Below are 26,307 nucleotides of genomic sequence, written 5' to 3' on the forward strand. Positions count from 1 at the left end.
CTGTTCAACCTTGGGTAGAGCGCTTCCGGAGGCCGGTGATCTTCGACATCAGTGTCGAAGTCCAGTGCGTGGTGCCGGCGGGCGCCGGGACCGAGCCTGTCGTGCACTCCTCGTGCAGGCTGCGCGCGAGGCCGGCCACGGCTTGCGAATAGGGATCGTTGCGTGCGATGCGAACCAGCATCTCGCCGCGGCTCGCGGCGCCGAGCAATGGGGCGCTGCGCGCCGGCAACACGTGGCGAAGCGGCAGCTCGAGCCGCTCGGCGATGTCCTTGGCCGACAGCCCCACGTGAGGGTCGAACTTGTTGACCACGAGCGACAGCTGATCGGTCTCGATGCCGCGCGCGCGCAGCTCTTTGAGCATGGTTGCGGTGGACACGATCGCGCCGATGCTCTGGTCGCACACGACCCAGGCGCGTTGCGCTTCCTTCACGGTCTGCGCCACGAAGTCGACCGTCGAGAAGCCGCCGAGGTCGGCAATCTGGTAATCGAAGAATTCGCCCAACCGCTTGATCAAGGCGACCGAATCCGCGTGCGAGATCTCGCGCACCTGGGCGAGGCTGGCCGGCAGCGGCAACACGGCGATGCCGCTGGCGTGATGCGCGAGGGCGGTGTGCAGCAGCGTCTGGTCAAGGCGGCGCAGGTTGCGCACGCCATCGACGAAGCTGAAGCTGCTCTGCGTGTCGAGGTAGAGCAAGCCGTCGCGTGCAGGCAGGCCCAGGTCGAGCAGGGCGACGCCGTGTCGCGCGCTGCGGCCCGGGGCCTTGCCTGCCACTTGTGCCGGCTGTGCCAGCTGGTCGTGGAGCACGAGCGACAAGCTGGCCGCGAGCGTGGTCACGCCGATGCCCGGCCGGGCGCCGAGCAGCGCGATGGTGCTTCCGCGTGTGCCGCTGGACAGGGCACCGCGGCGGTCGAGCAGCTTGCGCAGCGTGTTGGCCGCATCGGTCTGCGGTGCGGCCATGTCGATGAAGTCGTCCACGCCGGCACGCAGCGCAGCCAGCATCGAGGCCGGCTCGGCCGAGACGCCCGTTGCCAATACCGGCAGCTCGGGCCAGTCGCGCTTGAGGTGTTGATGCAGCTCGCTCGCTGCCTGCGCATGGTCGCCGGAGAAGTCGAGAAAGACGGCTGCGGGGGTGAGCAGGGCGATGCGCTCGCCGACCAACCTGGTGTCCGGCGGCAGGACCACCACGGCGCCCTGCCTCCCGAGCGCATCGGTCAGCCAGGTGATGTGGCCGTCGTGGGGCGAGGCGAAGAGGTAGGTCTCTGTGCCAGTCTCAGGGAGCGGATCGCGTGGGGCGTTCATGGCGTCGGCCACAGGTCTTGAGCGGCTGGTGTCCATCAACGGGAGAAGCCGGGCACCGTCGTGCCAGAGGCCGGCCCCAGGAGATGCGCGCGCCACACGGGGCCATCGCGCTGCTCGGCGCCGCCGGGCAGGTACGGAGCGAGGTCGGTGTTGCGTGCGATGGGCTTCACCAGGTGGGGCGTGACGAGAATGACCAGTTCTTTCTCGTTCATCTGGTACCTGTTCTGCTTGAAGAACGTACCGAGCACCGGAATGTCGCCAAGCAGCGGCACCTTGTCTGCGTTCGATGTGGTGGTGCGGCTCACGAGGCCGCCGATGATGAAGCTCTCGCCGTCGCCGAGTTCGACCGTGGTGTCTGCGCGGCGCGTGCTGATGGCCGGCACCGCAACGCCGCCAATGCTCAGCGAGTTGGTGTAGTCGAGATCGCTGGCTTCCGGTGCCACCTTGAGCACGATGCGATCGTTCGACAGCACCGTGGGCGTGACCGTGAGGCCGATGCCGAAAGGCTTGTATTCGATGCTCGTGGTGCCCAGGCCCTGCGGCGCGGGCACCGGCAGTTCGCCGCCGGCCAGGAAGCTCGCGCTCTGGCCCGACAGCGCCACCAGCGTGGGCTCGGCGAGCACGCGCGCCATGCCGTTGCCTTCGAGGAAGCCGACGTTCAGCCCGATGCCGGCCTTGCCGAAGTTGAACAGCAGGCTGAAGGCTTGGGCGAGCGGGTTGCCGTATTCGCCGCTGATGCTTCCGTCCGATGCGAAAGACGCGGACCTCAGTGACGCGGGCGTGAAAGAGCCGAAGCTGAATCCATTGGAATTGGCGCGCGTGCTGAAGATGTTGAGGCCCGCCTGCTTGAGCACGCTGCGGTTGAACTCGACGACCTTGACCTCGACCTGCACCGTGTTGCTGCGCACGTTGATGACGGAGCGGTCGACCAGCAGGGACTTCTCTCCGCCGGCAGCCAGTGCCGTGTCTCGCGCTTCATGGTGCGCGGTCATGCTGTCGAGCGTGCCGGTGAGTGTGGAGGCACGGCGGCGCACTTCGAGTGCGTACACCGTGGCGGTCGATTGACCTTTTTCCCAGAGCATCAGCGTGGTCCGGCCTGCGGCCTTGCCGGTCACGATCAGGCGCGCGGCGGGCGAGCTCGGGGACTGGCGCGTGAGCGCCACGCCCGCCACCGCTTCGTCGGCAATGGCCATGCGCTCGATGCCCTTCGGGATCAGCAGCTCCTTTTGCGTGCCGGCATCGACGCGGAATGCGATCGGCGCACCCGGAACAACGGCTTGCGCATGGGCGACCGAGGACGCCACGGGCCAGATGCCCGGCGCCAGCAGGCACAGCGCGACGAGCGTCGGGCGCAGGACAAAGGCCGGAGCGTTGGGCTTCGCGCGAGGAGGGTGCGTCATGGTGTTTTTTTCGTGCGGGGCATGCATGGCGTGGCGCCGATCAATAACGGATGGTTTCGCTGCGATCGCCGCGGATGACTTCGACCTGAAGCCCACCGCGGCTGCCACCGGGGCCGGTGGCAGCCGCGGGCCGCGCCGCGACGGTGGGCGTGCGCAGGGCGCCGGGCTTGCCGCCCGTCACGAAATCGGCAGCCGTCAGGCCGGCCTGGGCGCGGTCCAGGCCTTCGAGCGGCGCGCGTTGCGGTTCGCCGCGCTTGGGTGCTGCGGGTTGCAGGGCAGTCGGCAATTCGGCGAACAGCCTGGGATCGGGCTCGGACAGGTCGGTGGGGTTGCGCAGCGCCAGCAGCAGGCGGCCGCTGTTCTCCGCGAGCGTCAGGCGGTTGATGTCGTCTACGGGCACGGCGAGCACGGCCGTGCGCGCGGCTTCGGCGCGTTGTTGTTGCTGCGCCTGGGGGTTGCCGTTCTTGTCGGTTTTGGAAGGCAGGCCGTCGACCGATGCACTGCCGAAGGCCAACACGCGCTTGCGCGACAGCAGCAGGCGCGCCTGGCTGCGGTCGATGTCCTTGCTGTCGGACTTCAGCATCACAAAAACGTCGACGAAGTCGCCGGGCTGGACCTTGTTGCCCACGCCCATGACTTCGTCGGCCTTGACTGCCACGGCGCGCTCGCCTTCGGCCACGCGCAAGGCCAGGCCGGAAACCAGCTGGCCTTCGAGCAAGGGCGAGCCTTCGCCCAGGTCGATCACCGGGACGCGGCCGGCGAGTGGCGCGGTGTCCTTGAAAGCGCCCGTTGGATTGATCGTCAGTTGTTCCACACGCAGCGCATCGGCCGGGATCGCCTGACCGGCCGGCAGCGGCTTGGCCGCGACGACCACGGGGAAGGTCTGGGTCTGCGAAGCCTTGGCAGGCGCTGCACCGGAGGTCGCGGTTGCAGGCGGCGGAGGCGGCGCCTTGCGGCTGAGAACCCATGCATAGCCTCCAAGCGCGAGGGCCAGAAGCACGAGGATGGCGGCGATGATTTTGGGGAGGTTGATCATGGGCGGCGGACTGAAGGAAGGGAGCAAGCGATCAGGGCAAAGAAATGAAGGGCCTGCGAGACGGAGCAGAGTTGACTGTTAACTCTGTCGCCCCCAAACCATCCACGCCGCGGCGGCCAGCGCGAGATAGGCCGCATAAGGTATGACGCGAGGCCTGCGAGTAGGTGTGCCAGCTTCGGAAGTTCGGAAGGGGCCGGTAAGCAAAAAGGCCAAAAAGGCAAGTCGCGGAAAAAAAGGTCGACCCTTGAGCGTTAGCCAGAGGACGCTATGAGCACAGGCCATCAGGCTGGCGCTGATCCAAATCGGTATCAGATCTGACACGCCCATCCACAATCCAAGGGCTCCGGCGAATTTCACGTCGCCTGCGCCCATGAGACCGAATGCATAGAAAAGCAGCAAGAAACCGAATCCGACGCCTGCCCCAAGAAGTGCAGAGGCCCAGTTGATTCCAAAGGGCTGTATCCCATAGGCGAGCGCTGCGAGAGCCGCAGTGGCTCCAGCGAGCACCAGCCAATTAGGAATACGGCGCTCTCGAAAGTCATAGACGATAACCACGATAAGCCAGAGCAAGCAGATCGACATCGTTGTCATTGCTGGCGTCCGCTTGTGGGCTCGTGGCGGCCTATTACAGAGCCGCTTTGAGTTCTACCGAAATCTTCGAAAAAATAGCTCCCAGATCTGTACCCAGAGTTGTCAAGATTGTGACGATTGCGATAGAGATCAATCCTGCAATAAGCCCATATTCAATTGCAGTAGCACCCTCTTCATCGCGCAGAAAACGAGTAATAGAACTAAGCATGGTGATCTCCTGAAAGGAAGTGTTAACAAAGGCTGGCACGGTGGATGTTATACAGCGTAACTCCGTGTATCAAGGGCGGAAACACGCGAGATCAAGTCCCGGATGTGCTAACCCGAGGGGTAAAGCAGGAAGGCGGCCAGCCTCGTTCGGACCCCGCATCGGGGCAGAAAAGGTCACTTATTCACAGTCTGGAGATGTTCGTTTCCCTCTGTAAACCGCATGCACACTGGCATGGACGAGGGGAACGCGTTACGGACGAGGGAACGTCCGAACGTGGAGCGTTACGGGAACATGGCCGTTACACGTTACGTAGCGTCGTGTCGCAGATGTAATTTGTAACAATCCACGAGGCGGGCCCGTTTGGGCAAAAAATCACACTTTCGGGGTGTAGACCCCATCGGTGATGGGGCCTCAGCCGAGGATTTCTTCGTGGAAGAGCTTCCACTCGCCCGCCTGGCGCAGCCAGTACTGGCGGCGGGTACGGCCGTTCTTCTCGCCCTCGAACACCTCGCCGAAGGTGGCGACCATGGTGTCCTCGGTGTCGCGCCAGTGCAGGTACGATACGTCCTTGATTTGCACTCGTTTACCTTGTGCGTAGGCCAATTCGTCCCGGAGGACTGAATTGGCATCGACGGGCTTCCGGCTGGCGCGCTGAAAATCCGGCAAATAGAATTTCTTCAATTGCGCTTCATTGCCGCTGGCTCTGGCATCTTTCCAGGCGGCAATTGAATCGGCGAATTTCTTTTCTTCTTTTTCGGCCTGCGGCTGCGAAATCCATTGCAGGCTGCGCGCGGTGACGACGGGCGTGGCGCCGATCTGCACCTTGCGCAGCAGCTGCTTCAGGTCGGGGTTGGCCATGACGACGCAGCCGTCGCTGGCCAGCGGCGCGCGCGCAAACTGCTGGGGCGGGGTGCCGTGCAGCCAGATGCCGCTGCCGGTCTTGCCGCGCCGCACGTCGTAGGGGTTGGGGTAGTTGATGGGCAGGGCGCCGGCGCCGTAGAAGTCTTTGAGCGAGCGCGGGTCGAGGCTGCTGGTGATGTAGTACACGCCCAGCGGGGTGCGCGCGTCGCCCTCGACGGCCTTGTCGGTGCCCGACTTGCCGACCGAGATGTAGTAGTCGGCGACGAGCTTCATGCCCTTGTCGGAGTTCTCGAACAGGTACAGCCGCGAGCGCGAGGCGTCCACGGCAATGGCGAAGCGGCTGCGGGTCGAGAGCGCGAGGAACTGCGAGGGCACGGTGCCGGCGGGTGGGCGTTCGCGCAGGGCCTGCAGGCGGCGGCGCGATTCCTCGTGCAGCTCGACCATGGCCGGGTTGCCGCGCAGGCGTGCGATGCCGGCAGAGTCGGGCATGGCGTTCGACGGCGGCACCTGCGCTGCCAACAAGTCGCCGTACACGAGCTGCGCCAGCTGGAAGTTCGGATGGTCGCGCACGAGGGTTTGGGCCTTGGCCAGCGCCTCGCGGCTCTTGCCGCGGCCGAACAGTTCGTAGACGCCGATCAGGCGGGCCTCGGCGCCGCTGGCTTCCTGGAGCGGGGCGGCTGTTCTGGCGGACTTGCGGGTCGGGCGAGCAGCGCTTTGGTTGTCCGCCGCGGCCGCCCGTTTGCTCTTGGCTTGCAGCTGCGTCTTGCTGGCGCTGCTGGTGGCCTTGGCGCTTCGGGCTTCCTTGGCGGACGCGCGGTTGCCGCCCGCCTTGGCGCTCTTCGCGCTGCCGGCCTTGGCTGTCTTGCTGCTGCCGCTGCTGTGGTTATTGGCTGCGAGCGCGGCACCGGGCGTAGCCAGCAGAAGCGCAGAGGCGGCCACCAAGGCCGCCAGCAGTTTCCCGCTCCGCAGCGGGAACGGGAGGGTCTGAAGCCGGCCTTGCCGGACGATGTCTGCCACTAGCCGCCGACGCTTTCCTTGCGAATGTGCCACTGGTTGCCGGAGCGTTGCAGCTCGAGCGTCTTACGGCTCGCGATGTTGAGGTTGTCGGCGCGGTAGATCTGGCGGAACTTGGCGGTGGCCGTCTGTCCGTCGACCTTGATCGCGAGGTTCTCGAGGTTCACGCTGATGCTGGACTTGCCGACGATGCGCGCGCGGCGGTCTTCTTCCCAGGCCTTGCGGCTTTGTCCGCCGGCGGGCACGAAGTCGCTGCCGTAGGCGGCGAGGTAGCGGTCCATGTCCTGGCCGGCCCAGGCCGCGGCCCAGCCGCGCACGACGGATTCGATCTCTGCGGTGGACGCCGCCGGGGCAGCGGCGGGTGCCGGTGCGGGGGCGGGTTCAGGCGTCTTGGCCACTGGTGCGGGCGCTGCGGCGACCTTGACGGGCGGCGCGACAGGGGCGGCGGCGGGTGCCGGCGCAGGCGCAGGAGGGCCCTTGGCAACGGGGGCGGGTGCGGGTGCCGGAGCGGGTGCCTTGGTGACCGGCGCAGGCGCAGGCACCGGGGCGGGCTTCGCAGCCGGAGCCGGTGCAGGCGTCGCCGTGGCCGAGGCCACGAGGGTCGAGCCTTTCGTGCCGGCCGCGGGCGGCGCCGTGAAGAGCGTGCGGATCACGGCCAGCTTGGGCTGCACGGCGGTGTTGTTCTGGTCGAGCTGCAGCGCCTTGCTGTAGGCCTGGCTGGCCAGCCGTGCATACACGTCGCCGAGGTTTTCCTGGGCGGTGGCGTAGCTGGGGTTGGTGCGAATCGCGCTTTCGAGCGCGTTGCGGGCCTTGTCGAACTGGTTCTGGCTCGCGTAGATGACGGCGAGGTTGTTGAACGGCTCGGGCAGCTCGGGCGCGTCTTGCGTGAGCTGCGTGAAGGCGGCGATGGCCTCGGCGCGCTTGCCGGTGTCGAGCTGGATCACGCCCTTCAGGAAGCGCATCTGCGGATCGCGCGGCTTGTCCTTGAGGAAGGCCTCGGCCTTGGTCATGGCTTCGTCGAGCTTGCCGGCCTGCATCAGGCGATCGACGTCCTCGTGCTCGGGTGCGGCCAGCGCCGGGAGTGTGGTGCCGCAGGCCGCAACGGCCAGAAACAGGGCGCGTACGGTGGGGGAGAAGCTGAAGCGGGCGCGAGGCCGGGGGCTCTTGGGCATTGCGGACAAGACCTCGTGGTAGGGGATGGGGAATGCGGCAGGCATTCTAAATGCGCCCGTCACCTCTGGATACCAAGCTGACAAGGCTGCGGAGCGGCCCTATTCACAGTTATGCCGAACTTGTGCAATGCAGCATCATCATGTAACTTCACGTAAGCAAAATTTGCGTCTGACCCTGTTTTTCCAACCCTTCGGAGTCCGTCTTGAAGATCACCAAACGCCGCCTGCTCGAAGGCGGCGCTGCAGCCATTGCCACGTCGTTGTTCACCCCGGGCACGTGGGCCCAGCGCGCAGCGGGCGGCGATGCCGCCGCCTGGCCGACGAAGCCCGTGCGCATCCTCGTGGGCTTTCCGGCAGGCGCCTCGCCCGACCTGGCGGCACGCGCCATCGCGGAGCCGCTCTCGAAGATCCTGCGCCAGCCGGTGACGGTGGAGAACAAGCCCGGCGCCAGCGGCAACCTCGTGGCCGCCGAAGTGGCCAAGGCCAGCGACGACCACACGATCGGCGCGCTGATCAACGGCAACCTCACGATCGCCAGGCTGCTGAACCCGTCGCTGGGTTTCGACCCCGAGAAAGACTTCGCACCCATCGGCCTGATCGGCACCGCGCCGCTGGTGCTGGTGGTGTCGGGCAACGCTTCGGGCAAGTCTGCGGCCGACCTGCTGCTGTGGGTGCGCAACCTGGGCAGCGCCGGCAAGTACGGCACGCCGGGCGTGGGCACCGTGGGCCACCTGGGCATGGAACTGCTCAAGAGCCGCGCCGCCATCACCGCACAGCACAAGCCCTACACCGGCAACCCGCAGGTGATCGCCGGCATCCTCGCGGGCGAGATCCAGTTGGCGCTGCTGCCGCCGGGCCTGGCGATGCCGCATGTGAAGTCGGGCAAGCTCAAGGCGATCGGCGTGACGTCGCCCGAGCGCAGCCCGCTGGTCAACGATCTGCCGACGATCCGCGACGCCGACGTGCGCGGCGCCGACCTCGAGATCTGGACCGCGCTCGCCGCGCCTGCGAGCATGAAGCCGGCGGCGGTGGCCAGGCTCAATGCCGCGCTGGTCGAGGTGATCAGTTCGCCCGAGGTCAGCGAGGCCCTGCTGAAGACCGGCTGGCAGGCGCAGCCCGGTTCGCCCGACACGCTGGCCAGGCGCATGCGCGCCGACACCACGCGCCTGGGCGGCGTGATCATCATGAAGGGCATCCGTTCGGAAGCCTGAGCCAGCGCCGGAGCGATCGCGCTGCGGCTACAGCAGTGCAGACACCTGCCGTGCCGCATCGATCAGCGCCGGCAGCATCGTCTCCTGCATCACCTTCGCGCTCGTGCGGTTCGCCTGCCCGCTGATGTTCAGCGCGGCCACCATGCGGCCTTGCCGATTCACGATGGGCGCGGCCACGGAGATCAGGCCTTCTTCCAGCTCCTGGTTCACCAGGCACCACTGCTGCTTGCGCGCCTGGGCCACCTTGGCCATGAGCGCGTCGATGTCGGTCACGGTGTGCTTGGTCAGCAGTTCGAGGTTCGACGTCTCGAGCCTTGCGCGCACCTCGTCGTCGCTCAAGTCGGCCAGCAGCAGGCGCCCCAGCGACGTGCAGTACGCCGGCAGCCGAGAGCCCACGCCCAGGCTGATGCGCATGATCTTCTGCGTCGGCACGCGCAGCACATAGACGATGTCGGTCGCGTCGAGCACGGCGGCCGAGCACGATTCCTGCACCTGCTGCACCAGCGCTTCCATCACCGGCTCGGCGCGGTTCCAGATCGGCATCGACGAGAGGTAGGCAAAGCCCAGGTCGAGGATGCGCGGCGTGAGCGTGAAGAGCTTGCCGTCGGTCACCACATAGCCCAGCGTCTGCAACGTGAGAAGAATGCGCCGTGCCCCCGCCCGCGTGAGGCCACTGCCCGCCGCCACCTCGCTCAGGGTCTGGTGCGGCGCGCTTGCGCTGAACGAGCGGATCACCTGCAGGCCGCGCGCAAAAGACTGCACGTAGCTGTCGCCGGGCGCGGGCGTGTCGGCGGTGGAAGCAGCGGAAACGGGGCGGGTTGCCATGGCGAGCGATCCTCTCTAAAATTCATTATACGAACAAAAGTTCTTTAGGCGAACAAATTGCAGTTCGCGAGGATTCGTGAACTCGGCAGGTGTTCGGACCGTTCGGTTTCTTTCTTCACTCCCGGAGACAGGCTTCATGATCAACAAGATCGCGCGCTCGGTCGCCGATGCCCTCGCAGGCATCCCAGACGGCGCCACGGTGCTCATCGGCGGTTTCGGCACCGCCGGCATTCCAGGTGAACTCATCGACGGCCTCGTCGAGCAGGGCGCCAAGGACCTCACGGTCGTCAACAACAACGCAGGCAATGGCGAGACCGGCCTGGCAGCGCTGCTCAAGGCCGGCCGCGTGCGCAAGATCATCTGCAGCTTCCCGCGCCAGGCCGACAGCCAGGTGTTCGACGGCCTGTACCGCAGCGGCAAGCTCGAACTCGAACTCGTGCCCCAGGGCAACCTCGCCGAGCGCATCCGCGCCGCGGGCGCCGGCATCGGCGCCTTCTTCTGCCCGACCGGCTACGGCACGCAGCTCGCAGGCAACCGCGAAACGCGCGAGATCGACGGCAAGCAGTACGTGCTCGAGTACCCCATCCACGGCGACGTGGCGCTCATCAAGGCCGAGCGCGGCGACCGCTGGGGCAACCTGGTCTACCGCAAGGCCGCGCGCAACTTCGGCCCGGTGATGGCCATGGCGTCGAAGAAGACCATCGCCACCGTGCACGACATCGCCGAGCTCGGCACCCTCGACCCCGAGACCATCGTGACCCCGGGCATCTTCGTGCACCAGGTGGTGCGCATCGAACGCGTGGCGACCCAAGCCGGCGGCTTCAAGAAGGCAGCATGACCATGAGCACCACCTACACACGTCGCACCAAGGACCAGTTGGCAGCGCGCGTCGCACAAGACATCTTCGACGGCGCCGTCGTCAACCTCGGCATCGGCCAGCCCACGCTGGTGGCCAACCACCTGCCGCAGGGCCGCGAGGTCATCCTGCAAAGCGAGAACGGCATCCTCGGCATGGGCCCCGCGCCCGAGGCCGGCGAAGAAGACTACGACCTCATCAACGCCGGCAAGCAGCCCGTCACGCTGCTGCCGGGCGGCTCGTTCTTCCACCACGCCGACAGCTTCGCGATGATGCGCGGCGGCCACCTCGACATCTGCGTGCTCGGCGCGTTCCAGGTGTCGGCCACCGGCGACCTCGCCAACTGGCACACGGGCGAGAAGGACGCCATTCCCGCCGTCGGCGGCGCGATGGACCTGGCCATCGGCGCGAAACAGACGTGGGTCATGATGGATTTGCTCACCAAGCAAGGCGCAAGCAAGCTGGTGAAAGAGTGCACCTATCCGCTCACCGGCATCGGCTGCGTCAAGCGCGTGTATTCCGACCTCGCCACGCTCGAATGCACACCGCAGGGCCTGAAGCTCGTCGACACGGTCGAGGGCCTGAGCCGCGAAGAACTCGAGACGCTGGTCGGCCTGCCGATCGCTGCCTGATCCCATTCAAGTAATCAGAGAGAGAGACATCACATGACCAACCAAGCCTTCATCTGCGACGCCGTGCGCACCCCCTTCGGCCGCTACGGCGGTTCGCTCAGCAGCGTGCGAACCGACGACCTGGGCGCCGTGCCCCTGCGCGCACTCATCGAGCGCAACAGGAACGTCGACTGGCAGGCCGTGAGCGACGTGCTCTACGGCTGCGCCAACCAGGCCGGCGAAGACAACCGCAACGTCGCGCGCATGTCGGCGCTGCTCGCGGGCCTGCCGATCGAAGTGGGCGGCGGCACCATCAACCGCCTGTGCGGTTCGGGCCTCGATGCCGTGGGCACCGCCGCGCGCGCCATCCGCGCCGGTGAAGCCGGCCTCATGATCGCCGGCGGCGTCGAAAGCATGAGCCGCGCGCCCTTCGTCATGCCCAAGGCCGAGAGCGCCTTCAGCCGCAGCAACGCGGTGTACGACACCACCATCGGCTGGCGCTTCGTCAACAAGCTCATGAAGGCGCAGTACGGCGTCGACTCCATGCCCGAGACGGCCGAGAACGTCGCCACCGATTACAAGATCGAGCGCGAGGCGCAAGACCTGATGGCGCTCAACTCGCAGCTGCGTGCCGTGGCTTCGCAGAAGTCCGGCTTCTTCGACGCCGAGATCGTGCCCGTGAGCGTGCCCCAGAAGAAGGGCGACGCGATCATCGTCAACAAGGACGAGCATCCGCGTGACACCACGCTGGAGGCGCTGGCCAAGCTCAAGCCCATCGTGCGTCCCGACGGCACCGTCACCGCCGGCAATGCCAGCGGCGTGAACGACGGCGCCTGCGCGCTGCTGCTGGCCGACGAAGCCAGTGCCGCCAAGCACGGCCTCACGCCGCGAGCCCGCGTCGTCGGCATGGCCACGGCCGGCGTCGCGCCGCGCATCATGGGCATCGGCCCCGCGCCCGCCACGCAGAAGGTGCTGGCGCTCACCGGCCTCACGCTCGACCAGATCGACGTCATCGAACTCAACGAAGCCTTCGCCGCGCAAGGCCTCGCCGTGCTGCGCCTGCTGGGCCTGAAGGACGACGACGCGCGCGTCAACATCAACGGCGGCGCCATCGCGCTGGGCCACCCGCTGGGCGCCAGCGGCGCACGCCTGGCCACCACCGCGGTGAACCAATTGCACAAGGGCGGCGGCCGCTACGCGCTGTGCACGATGTGCATCGGCGTGGGGCAGGGCATTGCCGTGATCCTGGAACGCGTCTGATGGCACTCGCCCGACGCGAGCTGTTGTTGGGTCTGCTGGCGGCGGCGGGCCTGCCGGCGCATGCGCAGCAGAGCGATGCCAAGCCGATCCGCATCGTCGTGCCGTTCGCGGCCGGCGGCGGCAACGACGTGTTCGCGCGCCAGATGGCCAAGGGCCTGGGCGAGGTGCGCAAGTCGGGCGTCATCGTCGACAACAAGCCCGGCGCGGGCGGCAACCTCGGCACCGAACAGGTGGTGCGCAGCACGTCCGACGGCAGCACGCTGCTGCTGGGCCACACGGGCACCGTGTCGATCAACCCGGCGCTGTACAAGGGCCTGAAGTTCGACGCGCGCAAAGACCTGCTGCCCGTGGCCATGTTCGCGTCGTCCGCGCTCGTGCTCGTGGTGCCCGCGGCATCGAAGGTGCGCACCGTGGCCGATCTGGTCAACGAGGCGAAGTCGCGCCCCGGCCTGCTCGACTACGCATCGAGCGGCAGCGGTACCGGCGGCCACCTCACGGGCGAACTCTTCGCGCAGCGCACCGGCACGAAGGTCAATCACATCCCCTACAAGGGCTCCAACCCCGCGCTCACCGACCTGGCGGGCGCCCAGGTGCAGATGATGTTCAGCGTCATCCCGCCCGCGCTTGCGCTGGTCAAGGGTGGGCGTCTGCGCGCCATTGCCGTCACGGGCGCGAAGCGCTTGCCGTCGCTGCCCGACGTGCCCACCGTGGCCGAGTCGGGCCTGCGCGAACTCGCGGGCTTCGAGAGCACGCTCACCTACGGCATCCTCGCGCCGCGCGGCACGCCCGATGCGTTCGTGAAGACGCTGTCGGCGCAGATGCTGCAGGTGGCGGGCAGTGCCGAGTTCCAGTCGCGGCTCGACGTGGAAGGCGCGGTGCCGCTGCTCGGCGGGCCGGCCGACTACGCCGCCCTCATCGCGAAGGAAAGCGCGCTGTGGGCCGGCATCGTCAAGGCCTCGGGCGCGTCGGTCGACTGACCGGGCGACTCGGCGCTGCGACAACTCCACCAACGATTTTCAAACCGGAGACTTTCTTCATGTCCTTCTTCCGTTCGTCGCTCTCGCGACGCGCCATCGCCGCGGCCGCGCTGGCCCTGACCGCCGGCGGCCTGCTGCCGCTGACCGCTTCGGCGCAGCAGCCACAAGCTGCGGCCTTCCCGACCAAGCCCGTGCGCATCATCACGCCGTTCCCGGTCGGCGGTGGGCCCGACGGCGTGGCCCGTCTCGTGGCCGACAAGCTCTCGCGCGCCTGGGGCCAGCCGGTGGTGGTCGAGAACCGCCCGGGCGGCAACGGCTTCATCGCCATCGACGCCTTCAAGCGCGGCGCGAAAGACGGCCACGACATCATCGTGCTCGACAACGTGCACCTGGCTGCCTACCCGGCGCTGTTCAAGAAGCTGCCCTACGACGCCTCGAAGGACTTCGACGCGCTGCTGCCGCTTTTCAAGACCTATTTCTTCTTCACCGTGGGCACGAACAGCAAGTACAAGACCGTGGGCGACCTCATCGCCGACGCCAAGGCCAACCCCGGCAAGCTCGACTACGGTTCGTGGTCGGTCGGCAACCCGGTGCACCTGGGCTCGGAACTGTTCGAGTCGGCCACCGGCACGCAGATGGAGCACATCATCTACAAGGAAACCACGCAGCTGTACACGTCGGTGGCCACGGGCGAGCTGGCCTTTGCGCTGGGCAGCAGCGCCACCGCCGGCCCGCTGCAGCGCGCCAACAAGCTGCGCTTCCTGGCCGTGGCCGCGCCCCAGCGCAACGCCGCCTTCCCCGACGTGCCGACCGTGGGCGAATCGGGCGGCCCGAAGGGCTTCGAGGTGATCGGCTGGAACGCCATCGCTGTGCCGAAGGGCCTGCCCGCCTCGGTGACCGACAAGATCAAGCGCGACATCGAGAAGGGCCTGGCCGAACCCGACGTGCTGGAGAAGTTCAAGAGCTTCGGCTACGAGCCGTTCCCGACCACGCGCCCGCAGTTCGACCAGTTCGTGGCGACGGAAACGAAGCGCTTCACCGACGTGATCCGCAAGGCGAACGTATCGCTGGACTGATCAAGTCCAGCCCGCCTCAGGAACGAACAAGGCACCCGCGAGGGTGCCTTTTCTCTTTGGCGCGCACGATGCGATCAGGCGTGCCGCCGCGTTGCCACGTGCAGCCTGTGCACGCGGGCGTCGCGGGGCTGCGCACCGCCCCAGCCCTGCGGCAACTCGTGCAGCACGGCCTTTGCATCGAGCGAGCGGATCGCCACCGAGATGTCGGCCGGGATGCGCCCATGCGCCACCAGTGCTTCATAGCGCAGTGCGCACACGCGCAGGAACGACGCGAAGTTGCCGACCTCGCCGCGCGCCGCCACCAGTTCGTCGTACAGCCGCTCGATGAGCTGCACCACGGCCATGCCGTCGCGCTGCGCGATCTCTTCGAGCACCTGCCAGAACAGATTCTCGAGGCGGATGCTGGTGACCACGCCATGCAGCCGTACAGAGCGCGTGCGCGCGTCGTAGCTTTGTGGATCGGCGCTGATGAAGACTTCGCACATGGGCCATCTCCTTTGGAAGAGGGGGTGATGTCGGGGCGACGCGGCACTGTAGCGCCGCCCGCGCATTTTCATGAGGTCAGTGTTCGATGCGCGTGCCGAGCACCACCAGGAACTGCGACAGCCACGCCGGATGCGCCGGCCAGGCCGGTGCGGTGACGAGGTTGCGGTCGGTCACGGCCTGGTCGACGGGGATGCCCATGTACTCGGCGCCGGCCAGTTCCACCTCGACCTGGCAGGCCGGGTAGGCCGACACCTTGCGGCCCTTGATGAGGCCGGTGGCCGCGAGCAGTTGCGCACCATGGCAGACAGCGGCCACCGGCTTGTCGGTGGCGAGGAAGTGGCGAGCGATCTCGACCACGCGGCTGTGCATGCGCAGGTACTCGGGCGCACGGCCGCCAGGGATCACGAGCGCGTCGTAGGCCTCGGGGCGCACGTCGTCGAAGGTGGCGTTCAGCGTGAAGCGGTGGCCCGGCTTCTCGCTGTAGGTCTGCGCGCCCTCGAAATCGTGGATGGCGGTGTGCACCCAGTCGCCGGCCTTCTTGTCGGGCGCCACCGCATGCACGGTGTGGCCGACGGCCAGCAGGGTCTGGAACGGCACCATGGTTTCGTAGTCTTCGGCGTAGTCGCCGCAGAGCATCAGGATCTTGCGAGCCATCGGGTTTGTCTCCTTCGGATGAGGTGTGGCGAAGCCGGCCGGCGCGGGGTGCGCCGGCCGTCGCCGCATTATTCGAAGGGGGAAGCCGCAGCGGGTAGCAGCGGGCTGTGATGCCGCTGCCGCGGCGTCGCAGGGGTCAGACCAGGGTGGCGCTCACGCCGCGCTGCACGACGGGCGCAATGCCGGCGTAGAAGAACGCCAGGCTGTCTTCCGGGCCGTTGACGGCGCGCCCGCGCACCTTGGCCATGGCGCAGACGCCGACCTGCGCGCTGTCGGGGCCGATCACGAGGACAAAGGGGTTGTCGTCGTCGCCGCGCAGATAGCGTCCGCCGAACTCGCGGCGCGCCGTTTCGAAGACGTAGGCCGACGCGAGAAAGTGAAGGTCGTCGGGCAAGGGCGCCTGCTGCTGGAAGAAGTCTTCGAGCACCTGGTCGACCAGCGCCAGCGAGGCTTCGGAGTAGTCGAGCGCTGCGCCGTCGATGGGCGCGCCGGGTTGCGAGAACGCGCCGATGAAGTCTTCGGCCTGCGAGGCCATGCCGGCCTCGAGCGTCGACGGCATTTCTACGGCCGGTTCCTTTTTCTTCTTCAGGAAATCGAACAGTCCCATGGTGCGCCTGCGCCTTTCTCTTGCGGATGGAGGAGGCCGCAGGCTAGCGCAGAACGCGCACGCGGCGATGACGGGGCGTGCGTGTGATCAGGCCTGCACCGCCGCCGACAGCTGCCGCAGCATCGTCGACTGCCGCGCCTCTTCGGCGTCGCGCAGGCTTTTCGCGGCGCGCGCCGCAACGTAGCTGACGTACAGCGTTTCCACCGCCCGCGCCCATTCGTGCGCCTTCTGCGACACGCCTTCCGCCTTGACCGGCGAGCCCGTCGCCATCGGCGTCGACAGGTCGTCGACCGGGTGGGCCGGCACATCGACGCCGGCCTTTCCGAGGATCACGGCTTTCTGAAGGATGGTGAGCATGAACGGACCTCTCTTTTTTCTTGTTCCAGAGTAACGGCGCCCGTCGCGGGTCGCCATTCGCCAGATGACGTATCCGCATCCGAATTCAAGGTGAACTTTCGGCTACATGGGGTTTGCATGGACGGCCGGATGCAGACGGTCTACATGAAGCGCGCCCGGCCACTTGCAATGTCCCTTCGCTGGTTCTGGATGCAAATAATATTTGTTTTCATTCTCAATAGAATTGATGCCGATCAGTTGGTACGCAACAACAACGCATCCGAGAGCGGCCCTGTTTTTTCCTGCCGTTTTCCGTGGAGTTTTTGCATGTTGTTCTCGCGTTGCGGCCGTCGGCCGCGTCCGTCGGTGCTGGCGCTGGCCGCCGCCTCTGTTTTTTCTCCCGCCCTGTTCGCCCAGGCGCCCGCTGAACAGCAACTGCGCGAGGTCGTCGTCAGCGCGACCGGCTTCGAGCAGGCACTGAAGGACGCGCCTGCGTCCATTTCGGTGATCACGCGCGAGGAACTCGAAACGCGCCAGTTCCGCGACCTGGCCGAGGCGCTGCAGAACGTCGAAGGCATCGACGTGGGCGGCTCCACCGGCAAGACCGGGGGCCTGGACATCTCGATCCGCGGCATGCCCAGCGACTACACGCTGATCCTCATCGACGGCCGGCGCCAGAACGTGGCCGGCGACGTGACGCCCAACGGCTTCGGCGCCGCGCACACCAGCTTCATGCCGCCGCTGGCGGCCATCGAGCGCATCGAGGTCATCCGCGGCCCGATGTCGACGCTGTACGGCTCCGACGCCATGGGCGGCGTGGTCAACATCATCACGCGCAAGGTGGCGCGTGAGTGGGGCGGCCAGGTCACGATGGAAACCGGCATTCCGCAGGACAGCGAGTGGGGCTCGCAGACGCGCTCCAGCGTGTACCTGAGCGGCCCCGTCGCCACCGACCTGCTGGGCCTGACGCTGCGCGGCAACCTCTACCGCCGCGAAGCCGCCGACTGGGTGCTGGCACCCGGCCACGTGCAGCCCGCGGCCGCGCGCAACCCCGCGCCCGCCGAGAGCCGCCAGCACAGCGTGGGCGGCCGGTTGATGCTGACGCCCAACCGCCATCACGACATCTGGCTCGACGTCGAATCGGGCCGCAGCTGGTACGACAACGAAGACGGCCGGCTGGGCACGCGCGACGCCGCCGCACCCAACCGCACCGGCAACAACCCGCCGGGCTACCAGGACGCGCTGCGCTTCAACCGCGACCAGGTCGCCATCGGCCACACCGGGCGGCTGGGTTTCGGCACGGTCGAAAGCAGCCTGATGCATACCACCACCGAGACCGTCGGCCGCACGATTCCCGGCGGCGCCATTCCGCGCAATGCTGCGGCCCGCCGCACCGTGTACTGGCTGAGCGAAGCCGACCGCGGCCGCGAACGCGAACTCAAGACCACCAACCTCGTGCTCGACAGCAAGCTCGTCGCGCCGGTGGGCGATGCCCACGTGCTGACCGTTGGCGGCCAGTGGTGGGACGCCAAGCTGGTCGACGGCCTGTTGCCCCACTCGCAGAGCCAGACGATGTGGGCGCTGTTCGCCGAAGACGAGTGGCGCCTCGCCCCAGGCCTCACCGCCACGCTGGGCGGGCGCTACGACCACCACAGTGCCTTCGGCGGCCACGTGAGCCCGCGCGGCTACCTGGTCTGGGACGCCACGCCGCAGTGGACCTTCAAGGGCGGCGTCAGCAAGGGCTTTCGCGCGCCGCGCCTGAACCAGCTGATCGACGGCATCAGCGGCGTGAGCGGGCAGGGGGCCACGCTCAACATCGGCAACCCGAACCTCAAGCCCGAGACCAGCACCAGCACCGAGCTGTCGGCGCTGTTCAACAACCAGAAGGGCCTGACCGCCTCGGCGACCCTGTTCCACAACAAGGTGAAGGACAAGATCGCCAGCGGCGGCGACTGCAGCGTGGCGCGCATCTCCAGCTGCGTGGTCGACCCGACCGCCAACTACTCCGTCAACGTCGACCAGGCCAAGACCTGGGGCATGGAACTGAGCAGCCGCGTGCAGCTCACCAGGGCCTGGGGCCTGAAGGCGGGCTACACCTGGACCGACAGCGAAGTGATCGAAGGCGGCGTGAAGAACGGCAAGCTGGCCGACACCGCGCGCCACCTGCTGCATGCGCAGGTCGACTGGAACCCTGACGCCAAGTGGCGCTTCTGGCTGCGCGGCGAATACCGCGGCAAGAGCCCGCGCTTCACCGGCGATCCGGCGCGCCTGACGGGAAACAACCTGGCGATCTACCAAGCGGTGGGTGACATCAAGGCGTACCACCTGTTCCACCTCGGCGGCTCCTACCAGGTGTCGAAGAACGTGCGCCTGAACGCCAACGTCAACAACCTGTTCAACAAGGACTTCCGCAAGTTCCAGCAGGTCAACCTGAGCGGCACCTCGGCCTGGGTCAACGCGTACTTCCAGGGCGGCGCGTCGGTGGCGGGCACCACGCCGGCCGGTCGCACGATCTGGCTGTCGGCGAACGTGACGTTCTAACGTTGAGGGCGGACAGCGCGGGCCTCAGCGGTTCGCGTCTGCCTGCCACACGAGCGTCGCTGCGCTCAGGTCTTCGAGCGCGCTGCCCACGGCCTTGAACACGGTGCGCTCGGTGTCGTTGGTGCGCCCGGGCCGCGCGCCGCGGCACAGCTCGGCGAGCGTGCCCTGCACCGCGTCGGCGCGCAACGTGCCGGCGGCGATCGCGTCGAGCAGATCGCCGGCCTTCTGCAGCGCCTCGGGCGTGTCGATGAAGGTGCGCGTGCCGTCGAAGCATTGCACATCGGCCTCGCGCATCGCGGGCGTGAAGCTGCCGATCAGGTCGAGATGCGCGCCCGGTGCGAGCCATTCCCCGCGCACCAGCGGCGTGGTCGCCAGCGTCGCGCAGCTCACGATGTCGGCACTGCGCACGGCCGCTTCGAGGTCGGTGCCGACTGCTTGCGCATTCCATCCTTCACTGCGCCATTGCTCGGCCAGCGCCTGCGCGCCTTCGGGCCTGTGGTTCCACACCTGCACCTCGTCGATGGGGCGCACGCTCGCGTGCGCGGCGGGCAGCATGCGCGCGATGCGGCCGGTGCCCAGCACCAGCAGCTTGCGCGCGTTGGTGCGCGCCAGGAACGAGGCGCCGAGCGCCGACGCGGCCGCCGTGCGCCGCGCGGTGATCTCGTTGCCGTCCATCATCGCCAGCGGCACGCCGGTGCGCGCGTCGTACAGCACGTAGGTCGCGTGCAGGCCGGGCAGGCCGCGCGCGCCGTTGCCCGGAAAGATGTTGATCGTCTTGATGCCCAGGAAGCCCGCGTCGCTCCACGCCGGCATGATCAACACCGTGCCGCGCGTGGCCGCGTCGCCGCCCGTCTCGATGCTGTGCACGTGACGCGGCGGCACCTGCGCCTCGGACGCGAAGGCCGCGCGCAGCGCGGGCACGAGCCGCTCGAAACCCAGGGGTGCGCCGGTGGCGGCTTCGTCGAAATGTTTCATGGGCGGGAGGGCAGCGACGGCGCGCTGTCGAAGAAGGTGGTGAGGGCCTGCCGGCTTTCGGCGAGCATGTTGCAGAAGAGCGCGCCTTGCTCGATGGCGTCGTCCAGCGCCACATGGGTGTGCGGCAGCCCGGCGTCGAACCAGCGGCGCGGCATCGCGCGCTTGGTGCTGTCGCGGTAGCCGATCTTCAGCAGGGCCATCGCGAAGCTCTTCATGTCGAGCGCCGAATGGCTGAACGGGCTCTCGCCCGCGAAGCGCATCAGGTACCAGTAGACGAACAGGAAGTCGAAGCCCGCCGGGTACGCCACGAACACCGGCCGCGCCTTCAGGCCCTTGAGCCACGCGACGTAGTGCTTCATCGCATGCGCCGGGTCCTGCAGGTCGGTGCGGCACGCGGCCCAGGCCTCGGGCTGGGTCTGCCACCAGGCGGCCGTCTTGGGGTCGGCCTTGGCGCCGGGCAGCGTGTGCAGGTTGGCGCTGAAGGTGGCCACCAGCTGCTTGTCGGCCGTGTAGGCGGCCGAGCCGAAGCTGAGCATCGAATGCGGACCGGGGATGGGGCCGTCGGTTTCGACGTCGGTGCTGATGTAGATCTCGGTCATGAGCGAAGACTCGTCGCGGGGTCGGTGAGGGGGAAGACATGCATGTCCATCCATTGCCCCGATGTGTTCTCGATGAGCGCGATCTCCGTGCAGCGCGCCTGCACCGGCCCCGACGCAAGCAGCCGCGCCTGCAGTTCGATGGCCGCCTCCTGCGCATGCAGCGCGTTGCCATGCGCCACCGACAGATGCGCAACGATGTCGTCATGCGCGCCGTCATAGGGCGGGAACTCGGGAAACTCCTTCGCCAGCGCACGCGTCATCGCGATGAACGGCGCGGCGGGTTCCGGCGCCAGGTACGCAGTCTCGGGAAAGCGTCCGACCTTGCCGAGCACGAACGAGAACGGCGCCGTGCGTTGCAATACCCGCCGCGCGCGGGCGAGCACCTCGCTGGTGATCAGCGCGGGGTCCATGAAAGGCACGAGCAGCGTGATGTGGGCGGGCACGCCGAGCGCTACGCTGGGATCGAAACGGCGGCGAAGGTCTGCGGCGATCGACTCGGCCGCCGGGACCTTTACAACGAAGGCGGAGAGGGGCATCGGGCGGAGGATAGCCCACACCCTCAGGGGCGCGCATCGGCTGAAACGCGTGCCCAGTCCAGCCCCATCTTGGCCAGGTACTTGCGCAGCCGGTCCGCATCGTTCACCACGCTGCGCTGCGTCCGCGAGGCCTGGAACAGCTGGCGCCCCGCCTCCGACAAGCTGCGCGCCGGCCGGCACACACGCACCACCGCTTCGAGCTGCAGGCGGTCGAACAGGTCGAGCGCGGCGAATTTTTCTTCGCCGAGCAGGGCTTCCAGGTCGACCTCATCGTCCGCCGCCACTGAAGCGCCCGTGCCCTCGTGCTTCCACAGCCAGCGCAGCCGCGCGATCTCCGCCTCGACCAGCGCGACCGCGATGCGCCCGCCGTCGGCCAGCGTCGCGAGCCGCGTCACGCTCGCCGACAGATCGCGGAAGTTGCCGCGCCAGATCGCCTCGGGGCTCTGCGCAAAGCGCAGGTAGGCCGTGCGCGCCTCGGCGTTGAAGCGCACCACGCGGTGGTTCTCGGCCGCGTGCAGGGCCAGCAGGTGGTCGAGGTTGGGCTCGATGTCCTCGGGCCGCTGCGCGAGGCCGGGCAGGTCGTAGGTCCAGAGGTTGATGCGCGCGAACAGGTCTTCGCGAAAGCGCCCCTGCGCCACGTCGCGGCGCAGGTCGCGGTGGGTGCCGGCGATCAGCTGGAAGTCGCTTTCCACTTCCTTGTCGGCGCCCACGGGGAAGAAGCGCTTTTCCTCGATGGCCTTGAGCAGCATGGCCTGTTCGTCCAGGCCCAGCTCGCCGATCTCGTCGAGGAACAGCGCGCCCTGGTGCGCGGTGCGCAGCAGCCCCGCGCGGTCGCTCGCCGCGCCGGTGAATGCGCCCTTCCTGTGCCCGAACAGCGTGGAAGCTGCACCGTCGCCGCGCAGCGTGGCGCAGTTCACTTCGACGAACGACCCCGTCACCTGGTGGCGCGCCTGCTTCAGCTCGAACATGCGGCGCGCCAGGAACGACTTGCCCGCGCCCGTCGGCCCCACCAGCAGGATCGGCGCGCGCGAGCGCACGGCCACGCGCTCGATCTCGTCGATGAGCGCGTTGAAGCGCGCGTTGCGCGTGGCGATGCCGCTCTTCAAGAACGCGACCGCGTCGCGCTGGTCGGCATCGAAGCGGCGCGCGATCGGGTCGTAGCGCGACAGGTCGAGGTCGATCAGCGCGACCTTGCCGGCGTCGCCCTGGCGCTGCTTGCGCGGCGGCGAGGTCTGGGCCAGCACGCCCGGCACCACGCGCGATTCCGACAGCAGGAACATGCAGATCTGCGCCACGTGCGTGCCGGTGGTGATGTGCGTCCAGTACTGCTCGCGCTCGGGCTGGAAGGGGTAGGCGCGCGCCCAGTCGTACAGGCGCGTGTAGACCTCGCCGAAGTCCCACGGGTCTTCGAGGTCGAAGGGCACGAGGTTGACGGTGGTCTCGGGCGACACGGCGGCGATGTCGGCCTTCACCACCTCGGCCAGCGCCGTGTGCTTGCGCGTGTGCAGCAGCTCGATGCGTGCCACGACCATGTCGTCGTGCTGCGCGAGCGAGACCGTGGGCCGCCACTTGTTCCAGCGGCCCGCGCCCTGCCCGGCGTCGAGCTGGGTGCCGAGGAAACCGATGACGACGATGGGTTTCATGGATAAAAGACTAGCTGAATTTCTAGAAATTATCCGAATGCTAGCAAGGTGTGGGGACCGTGTCACACGCAGAGAAGAAGAAATTTCCCTTTTTATTCAATAACTTGCGTCGCCGATGCCAAGTTTTGTGCCCGACAGATTCGAAGTTGGCACGCTCGCTGCAATAGAGAAAGGGTCCGGATGCAGTTCATCCGCTCCCAGGTGCCGCATCACAGCGGCCCGGTACCGCAGGCCAGACCTGCTCTTGGGTCCGCGGTATGCCGCTGGTGAGCTGCGTTGGTCACTGGACTTGTTCCAGTCTGCTCATGGTGGAGCACCGTGCTAACCACGCGGCGTGGCGGGTTCGATTCCCGCAAACAACCTTCGGCGGTGTTCGCACCGCCGCTTTGATGGGGGCGAAAGCCCCACCGCCCCGGCACACCGGAGCAAGGCGCAGGGCAGGGCCCGGCCGAGCGACACCGTGTCAGTGCAGGCGGCTTGCGCATCGCGCGTTCTGCAAGGAACCGCATGCAGCCATCGACGCAGAAGGAGGCGATGGCGCAGCCACCGCACCGACCCGTCGAGCGCTGTGTTGCTGACCTCGCAAACCACGGTGCCCGCCGCCTGCCCTTCGTGGGGCCCGACACGAAACGTAGACGAACGACAACCGCAACGAAGAAGAAAAGAGAGGAAGAAAAAATGCTGGGATTCACCCAATTCACCGTGAAGAAGAACGAACGCGTGCTGCTGCTGCGCAATGGCGATTTCGACGGGCTGTACGCCGCTGGCAAGCACCGCGTGTTCACCGGCTTCGACACCGTGCAGCTCGAGCGCTTCTCGCTGGCCGAGCCGGCCTTCGACCACGAGCTGGCCGACTACTTCCTGGCGCGCGAGCCGGAACTGGTGCAGCGCGAGTTCGTGCAGGTGTCGCTGGGCGAGACCGAGGTCGGCCTGCGGCATGAAGACGGCGTGCTGGTGCAGATCCTGCCTCCCGCCACCCGCAAGCTCTACTGGCGCGGCCTGCGCGAGCAGCGCATCGACGTGATCGATGTGGCCGCCGATGCACGCCTGCCGGCCGAGTTGCTGGCCAAGCTGCAGAGCGTGGCGCTGCGTCCGCGTGCGGTGCAGGGGCTCGAAGGCGTGCTGCTGGTGCAGGTACCCGAGTTCCATGCCGGCGTGCTCACGCTTGAAGGCCAGATGCAGGCGCTGCTGCCGCCGGGCAACCACGGCTTCTGGCGCTTCAACCGGCAGGTGGCCGTGACGAGCGTGGACCTGCGCTCGCAGATTGCCGAAGTGAGCGGCCAGGAAATACTGACCCGCGACAAGGTGGGGCTGCGGCTGAACCTGTCGGCGGTGTGGCGTTTCGCCGATGTGCGCCAGGCCCTGGCGCAGATGCCCAAGCCGGCCGAGCATGTGTACCGCGAGCTGCAGTTCGGCCTGCGCGCGGCGGTGGGCGAGCAGACGCTCGACGCACTGCTGGAGAACAAGTCGGCCATCGACCAGACGGTGCTGGCGCAGGTGCGAGAGCGGCTCGAGGGTTCGGGCGTGGCGCTGGAGAGCGTGGGCGTGAAGGACATCATCCTGCCGGGCGAGATGAAGACCATCCTCGCGCAGGTGGTGGAGGCCGAGAAGTCGGCCCAGGCCAACGTGATCCGCCGTCGCGAGGAAACCGCGGCCACGCGCTCGCTGCTGAACACCGCGAAGGTGATGGAGGGCAACCCCGTCGCCTTGCGCATGAAGGAACTCGAGACGCTGGAGCGCGTGGCCGAGCGCATCGACAAGATCTCGGTGGTCGGCGGCCTGGACCAGGTGCTCAACGGACTCGTGACGCTGCGGCCGAACGGTTCCTGAGCGCTGAAAGCAAGAAACTCGCAGAGAGGAAAACAGAAGGAAAGAAAAATGGAACAAAAGACCAACTACAAACTGCATGAAGTCCCCAACGGCGTCCCCGTGAAGATGTGGACGAACGGCGTGCCCGTGGAAGACGAAGCGCAGAAGCAGCTCGAGAACGCCGCGCGCCTGCCCATCGTGTTCAAGCACATCGCGGCCATGCCCGACGTGCACTACGGCATCGGCGCGACCGTGGGTTCGGTGATCCCGACCTTCAAGGCCATCATCCCCGCCGCCGTCGGCGTGGACATCGGCTGCGGAATGATGGCCTGCAAGACCACGCTCAACGCGCGCGACCTGCCCGACAACCTGGGCCCGCTGCGCTCGGCGATCGAGAAGGCCGTGCCGCACGGAAGCAACCCCAAGCGCATGGGCCGCGACAAGGGTTCGTGGGAAACGCCGCCCGACGAAACCGACGCCGCCTGGGCCCAGCTGGTGGATGAGTTCGACCTGATCTGCGAGGACTACCCGCGCATCAAGAACACGAACAACCACAAGCACCTGGGAACGCTCGGTACGGGCAACCACTTCATCGAGGTGTGCCTGGACGAAGCGGGCGCCGTGTGGTTCATGCTGCACTCGGGTTCGCGTGGCGTGGGCAATGCCATCGGCACGCACTTCATCGAACTCGCGAAGAAGGACGCGCAGCTGCACCAGCGCAACCTGCCTGATCAAGACCTGGCGTACTTCGAAGAAGGCGCCCAGTACTTCGGTGACTACGTGCGCGCGGTGGGCTGGGCCCAGAAGTTCGCGCGTGCGAACCGCGAGGTGATGATGCAGCGCGTGGTCGCGGCGGCGCGCAAGGTCATCGCCAAGCCGTTCGAGGCGCACGTGGAAGCGGTGAACTGCCACCACAACTACGTGAGCCGCGAGACGCACTTCGGCGAAGACGTGCTCGTGACCCGCAAGGGCGCGGTGAGTGCGAAGGCCGGCGAGCTGGGGATCATCCCCGGCAGCATGGGCGCCAAGAGCTACATCGTGCGCGGCAAGGGCAACCCCGAGAGCTTCATGAGCTGCAGCCACGGCGCCGGTCGAAAGATGAGCCGTACCAAGGCCAAGAAGCTCTTCACCATCGCCGACCAGATCGCCGCGACCGAAGGCGTCGAATGCCGCAAGGACGCCGACGTGATCGACGAAATTCCGATGGCCTACAAGGACATCGACGCGGTGATGGCGGCGCAGAAGGACCTGGTGGAGGTGGTTTACACGCTCAAGCAGGTGGTGTGTGTGAAAGGTTAGGCATCGGCCGTTGCGGTGTGCTTCGGCCGACCGTCAGAGAGGAAGGAAAGGCCATGAAAAGCAACAAGCAACGCCGCGCCGAGATCAAGGCGCATCGCCTCGAACGCGCCGCGCGCGCCGTGGCCTTGCAGCGGCAGCAAGTCGATGCACGCCTGCCGCGCGCCGAAGGCATGGTCGCCGCTGACACGGCCTTGCTCGCCGCGCACAACAACACCTACGGCCCGCTGCCCACCTTCTACGTTGACAAGGCCTTCACCTGCCGCGATTGCGGTGCGCAAGAGGTGTGGACGGCCAAGCAGCAGAAGTGGTGGTACGAGGTGGCGCTTGGCAGCATCCACAGCACGGCGGTGCGGTGTCGCGCGTGCCGGCTTGGAACGTCGCGAACGAGAACAACGACAAACGACTGAACAGTAAAGAAAGACGT

Annotated in this window: 26 protein-coding genes; 10 read left to right on the top strand and 16 right to left on the bottom strand. The window is 67.3% G+C overall.

Annotated features, from left to right (window positions below; translation table 11 throughout):
* Positions 1-4: 4 nt before the first annotated feature.
* From ASD34_RS12740 to ASD34_RS12760, 7 genes are all read right to left on the bottom strand, one after another.
* Positions 5-1,300 (bottom strand): AAA family ATPase, encoded by a 1,296-nt coding sequence (locus ASD34_RS12740; protein ID WP_056578071.1) that lies wholly within the window; start codon positions 1,298-1,300, stop codon positions 5-7.
* A gap of 35 nt (positions 1,301-1,335) precedes the next feature.
* The gene (locus ASD34_RS12745) at positions 1,336-2,700 is read right to left on the bottom strand and encodes a type II and III secretion system protein family protein (protein WP_235510050.1); all 1,365 of its coding nucleotides are present in this window, start codon (positions 2,698-2,700) and stop codon (positions 1,336-1,338) included.
* 40 nt (positions 2,701-2,740) lie between these two features.
* Entirely contained in the window at positions 2,741-3,736 is a 996-nt protein-coding gene (gene cpaB / locus ASD34_RS12750) for a Flp pilus assembly protein CpaB (RefSeq protein ID WP_056577861.1), read from the bottom strand.
* A 78-nt stretch (positions 3,737-3,814) separates the two neighbouring features.
* Positions 3,815-4,327, bottom strand: a complete 513-nt coding sequence (locus tag ASD34_RS27120; protein ID WP_235510051.1) for a prepilin peptidase — start codon at positions 4,325-4,327, stop codon at positions 3,815-3,817.
* 34 nt (positions 4,328-4,361) lie between these two features.
* Positions 4,362-4,535, bottom strand: a complete 174-nt coding sequence (locus ASD34_RS27125) for a Flp family type IVb pilin (RefSeq protein ID WP_082548639.1) — start codon at positions 4,533-4,535, stop codon at positions 4,362-4,364.
* 411 nt (positions 4,536-4,946) lie between these two features.
* Positions 4,947-6,446, bottom strand: a complete 1,500-nt coding sequence (locus tag ASD34_RS12755) for a L,D-transpeptidase family protein (RefSeq protein WP_056577863.1) — start codon at positions 6,444-6,446, stop codon at positions 4,947-4,949.
* A complete protein-coding gene (locus tag ASD34_RS12760; RefSeq protein ID WP_056577865.1) occupies positions 6,413-7,582 on the bottom strand; it encodes a nuclear transport factor 2 family protein in 1,170 nt (389 codons plus the stop codon). Before ASD34_RS12760 ends, ASD34_RS12755 begins: the two co-directional genes overlap by 34 nt.
* Positions 7,583-7,785: 203 nt before the next feature.
* On the opposite strand from ASD34_RS12760, the gene ASD34_RS12765 reads away from it, so the two are divergent.
* Complete coding sequence (locus tag ASD34_RS12765) at positions 7,786-8,793, top strand: Bug family tripartite tricarboxylate transporter substrate binding protein (RefSeq protein ID WP_056577867.1); 1,008 nt, start codon at positions 7,786-7,788, stop codon at positions 8,791-8,793.
* Between the two features lie 27 nt (positions 8,794-8,820).
* Here the strand turns inward: ASD34_RS12765 and ASD34_RS12770 are convergent, their stop codons facing one another.
* Positions 8,821-9,618 (bottom strand): IclR family transcriptional regulator domain-containing protein, encoded by a 798-nt coding sequence (locus ASD34_RS12770; RefSeq protein WP_056577869.1) that lies wholly within the window; start codon positions 9,616-9,618, stop codon positions 8,821-8,823.
* A 136-nt stretch (positions 9,619-9,754) separates the two neighbouring features.
* On the opposite strand from ASD34_RS12770, the gene ASD34_RS12775 reads away from it, so the two are divergent.
* Genes ASD34_RS12775 through ASD34_RS12795 form a run of 5 tightly spaced genes read left to right on the top strand, consistent with a single transcriptional unit; the run spans position 9,755 to position 14,398 of the window.
* A complete protein-coding gene (locus ASD34_RS12775) occupies positions 9,755-10,456 on the top strand; it encodes a 3-oxoacid CoA-transferase subunit A (RefSeq protein ID WP_056577871.1) in 702 nt (233 codons plus the stop codon).
* On the top strand, positions 10,453-11,106 hold the full coding sequence (locus tag ASD34_RS12780; protein WP_056577873.1) for a 3-oxoacid CoA-transferase subunit B: 654 nt from the start codon (positions 10,453-10,455) through the stop codon (positions 11,104-11,106). The genes ASD34_RS12775 and ASD34_RS12780 overlap by 4 nt, the downstream gene beginning before the upstream one ends.
* A 33-nt stretch (positions 11,107-11,139) precedes the next feature.
* Entirely contained in the window at positions 11,140-12,345 is a 1,206-nt protein-coding gene (gene pcaF / locus ASD34_RS12785) for a 3-oxoadipyl-CoA thiolase (RefSeq protein WP_056577875.1), read from the top strand.
* The gene (locus ASD34_RS12790) at positions 12,345-13,322 is read left to right on the top strand and encodes a Bug family tripartite tricarboxylate transporter substrate binding protein (protein ID WP_056577877.1); all 978 of its coding nucleotides are present in this window, start codon (positions 12,345-12,347) and stop codon (positions 13,320-13,322) included. Before pcaF ends, ASD34_RS12790 begins: the two co-directional genes overlap by 1 nt.
* 59 nt (positions 13,323-13,381) lie before the next feature.
* Positions 13,382-14,398: a Bug family tripartite tricarboxylate transporter substrate binding protein gene (locus ASD34_RS12795; RefSeq protein ID WP_056577879.1), complete on the top strand. Its 1,017-nt coding sequence runs from the start codon at positions 13,382-13,384 to the stop codon at positions 14,396-14,398.
* Positions 14,399-14,472: 74 nt separating this feature from the next.
* Here ASD34_RS12795 and ASD34_RS12800 read toward each other — a convergent pair whose 3' ends face one another.
* The 4 genes from ASD34_RS12800 to ASD34_RS12815 form a co-directional block, all read right to left on the bottom strand.
* Complete coding sequence (locus tag ASD34_RS12800) at positions 14,473-14,883, bottom strand: ribbon-helix-helix domain-containing protein (RefSeq protein WP_056577880.1); 411 nt, start codon at positions 14,881-14,883, stop codon at positions 14,473-14,475.
* A gap of 76 nt (positions 14,884-14,959) precedes the next feature.
* The gene (locus ASD34_RS12805) at positions 14,960-15,538 is read right to left on the bottom strand and encodes a DJ-1/PfpI family protein (RefSeq protein WP_056577882.1); all 579 of its coding nucleotides are present in this window, start codon (positions 15,536-15,538) and stop codon (positions 14,960-14,962) included.
* Positions 15,539-15,674: 136 nt separating this feature from the next.
* On the bottom strand, positions 15,675-16,145 hold the full coding sequence (locus ASD34_RS12810; RefSeq protein WP_056577884.1) for a hypothetical protein: 471 nt from the start codon (positions 16,143-16,145) through the stop codon (positions 15,675-15,677).
* Positions 16,146-16,232: 87 nt separating this feature from the next.
* Positions 16,233-16,502 (bottom strand): hypothetical protein, encoded by a 270-nt coding sequence (locus ASD34_RS12815; RefSeq protein WP_056577887.1) that lies wholly within the window; start codon positions 16,500-16,502, stop codon positions 16,233-16,235.
* A gap of 306 nt (positions 16,503-16,808) precedes the next feature.
* Here ASD34_RS12815 and ASD34_RS12820 point away from each other — a divergent pair, with 306 nt between their 5' ends.
* Positions 16,809-19,022 (top strand): TonB-dependent receptor domain-containing protein, encoded by a 2,214-nt coding sequence (locus ASD34_RS12820; RefSeq protein ID WP_056577889.1) that lies wholly within the window; start codon positions 16,809-16,811, stop codon positions 19,020-19,022.
* A gap of 24 nt (positions 19,023-19,046) precedes the next feature.
* Here ASD34_RS12820 and ASD34_RS12825 read toward each other — a convergent pair whose 3' ends face one another.
* The 4 genes from ASD34_RS12825 to rtcR are packed head-to-tail and all read right to left on the bottom strand — an operon-like array spanning position 19,047 to position 22,775.
* Positions 19,047-19,997, bottom strand: coding sequence for an ornithine cyclodeaminase family protein (locus ASD34_RS12825; protein ID WP_056577891.1), 951 nt, complete (start codon positions 19,995-19,997; stop codon positions 19,047-19,049).
* The gene (locus ASD34_RS12830; protein ID WP_056577893.1) at positions 19,994-20,596 is read right to left on the bottom strand and encodes a hypothetical protein; all 603 of its coding nucleotides are present in this window, start codon (positions 20,594-20,596) and stop codon (positions 19,994-19,996) included. Before ASD34_RS12830 ends, ASD34_RS12825 begins: the two co-directional genes overlap by 4 nt.
* Positions 20,593-21,132, bottom strand: coding sequence for a 2'-5' RNA ligase family protein (locus ASD34_RS12835; protein ID WP_056577895.1), 540 nt, complete (start codon positions 21,130-21,132; stop codon positions 20,593-20,595). The genes ASD34_RS12830 and ASD34_RS12835 overlap by 4 nt, the downstream gene beginning before the upstream one ends.
* Before the next feature lie 23 nt (positions 21,133-21,155).
* Positions 21,156-22,775, bottom strand: coding sequence for an RNA repair transcriptional activator RtcR (gene rtcR, locus ASD34_RS12840; protein ID WP_056577897.1), 1,620 nt, complete (start codon positions 22,773-22,775; stop codon positions 21,156-21,158).
* Positions 22,776-23,453: 678 nt separating this feature from the next.
* Between rtcR and ASD34_RS12845 the strand changes: the two genes are divergently transcribed.
* Genes ASD34_RS12845 through ASD34_RS12855 form a run of 3 tightly spaced genes read left to right on the top strand, consistent with a single transcriptional unit; the run spans position 23,454 to position 26,290 of the window.
* Positions 23,454-24,605 carry a slipin family protein gene (locus ASD34_RS12845; protein WP_056577899.1) on the top strand — a complete coding sequence of 384 codons (1,152 nt, stop codon included), beginning with the start codon at positions 23,454-23,456 and terminating at the stop codon, positions 24,603-24,605.
* 48 nt (positions 24,606-24,653) lie between these two features.
* On the top strand, positions 24,654-25,883 hold the full coding sequence (locus tag ASD34_RS12850; protein ID WP_056577901.1) for an RtcB family protein: 1,230 nt from the start codon (positions 24,654-24,656) through the stop codon (positions 25,881-25,883).
* A 53-nt stretch (positions 25,884-25,936) separates the two neighbouring features.
* Complete coding sequence (locus ASD34_RS12855) at positions 25,937-26,290, top strand: zinc-ribbon domain-containing protein (RefSeq protein ID WP_056577903.1); 354 nt, start codon at positions 25,937-25,939, stop codon at positions 26,288-26,290.
* Positions 26,291-26,307: the final 17 nt, after the last annotated feature.

The organism is Variovorax sp. Root473, assembly GCF_001426505.1.
Lineage (GTDB): Bacteria > Pseudomonadota > Gammaproteobacteria > Burkholderiales > Burkholderiaceae_C > Variovorax.